This is a genomic window from Pseudomonas sp. LP_7_YM (genome assembly GCF_004364435.1).
Taxonomy (GTDB): Bacteria; Pseudomonadota; Gammaproteobacteria; order Pseudomonadales; family Pseudomonadaceae; genus Aquipseudomonas.
The window spans coordinates 1-1,364 of record NZ_SOCT01000038.1; the positions used below are offsets into that span (position 1 = coordinate 1).

Here is a 1,364-nt window from a genome sequence, read left to right on the forward strand (position 1 = left end):
GGGGGTGTCAGAAATTTTGTGTTCGGGCATAACATGAGCAAGAGGTGCATGTATGCCAACCAAAAAGAAACCTGCGTTACGCGAGCTACCAAAAATACCTAAAGAGCTGCTCGAGCAGTTCGGCGGCGGGCTGATGACCGCTGAAGCCATCGAAGACGCCTCTGCGGCGTTCAAGAAGGCGTTGATCGAGCGAGCCCTCAATGCCGAGCTCGGTCATCACCTGGGCTATCCGCCGGGCGCGGAGCGCCCAGAGGATGAAACCAATCAGCGCAATGGCAAAAGCGGTAAGACGGTTCTGACCGGGGATGGCCCGATCCGGTTGGATATCCCTCGCGACCGGGACGGCAGTTTTTCGCCCATTCTGATCCCCAAGCACGAGCGCCGTTACACCGGTTTCGACGACAAGATCATCGCCATGTACGCCCGTGGAATGACGGTGAGAGAGATCCGTGCGTTTCTGTCCGAGCAGTACGGTACGGACGTGTCGCCTGACTTCATCAGCTCTGTCACCGACGAGGTCATGGCAGAGATCGGTGCGTGGCAACAGCGGCCTCTGGAGCCGATGTATCCGGTGATTTTCTTTGATGCCCTGCGGGTCAAAATTCGCGAAGAGGGGCTGGTTCGCAACAAGGCGATCTACCTAGCCCTGGGTGTTCTGCCTGACGGGACACGCGATATTCTCGGCATCTGGATCGAAAATACTGAGGGCGCCAAGTTCTGGATGAAGGTGTTCAACGATCTGAAGACACGCGGCGTCGAAGACGTATTGATTGCCGTGACCGATGGCCTCAAAGGCATGCCAGAAGCCCTTGGCGCCGTGTTTCCAGACACGACACTGCAGACCTGCATCGTTCATCTGATCCGCAACAGCCTTGATTATGCGGCCTGGGATAAGCGTCGAGAGCTGGCCAAGGCGCTCAAGCCGATTTACCAGGCAGTCACCGCCGAAGCGGCCGAGCAAGCGCTGGATGCGTTTGAAAGCGGGCCCTGGGGCAAGCAATATCCCACGGTAGTGGCGGCTTGGCGACGGGCTTGGGATCGCGTGATTCCATTCTTCGTTTTCCCGCCTGCGATCCGAAAAGTGATCTACACGACCAACGCCATCGAGAGCATCAACGCTCAGCTACGAAAGATCATCAAGACTCGCGGCCACTTCCCGACCGACGATGCAGCAACCAAACTGATCTGGCTTGGGCTGCGCAATATCACAGCAAACTGGGGCTCTGCGGCCCATGACTGGAAGAATGCGATGAATCAATTCGCGATTCTGTACGGAGATCGATTTATCAGGCCGACCTGGTAAAAGCACGGACTGCCTGACGGCAGGCCGTTACCGGCCCGCACACAAAAAATCTGACAGTCCC

General features: G+C 57.2%; 1 protein-coding gene. It reads left to right on the forward strand.

Features of this window, described 5'->3' with window-relative positions; genetic code table 11:
• The first annotated feature begins 52 nt into the window (after positions 1–52).
• Positions 53–1,303: an IS256 family transposase gene (locus EC915_RS24680; protein ID WP_133753067.1), complete on the forward strand. Its 1,251-nt coding sequence runs from the start codon at positions 53–55 to the stop codon at positions 1,301–1,303.
• Positions 1,304–1,364 lie beyond the last annotated feature (61 nt).

Excerpts from the sequence above, each read along its gene's own strand:
- EC915_RS24680 (WP_133753067.1), top strand. The coding sequence starts at position 53 with ATGCCAACCAAAAAGAAACCTGCGTTACGCGAGCTACCAAAAATACCT.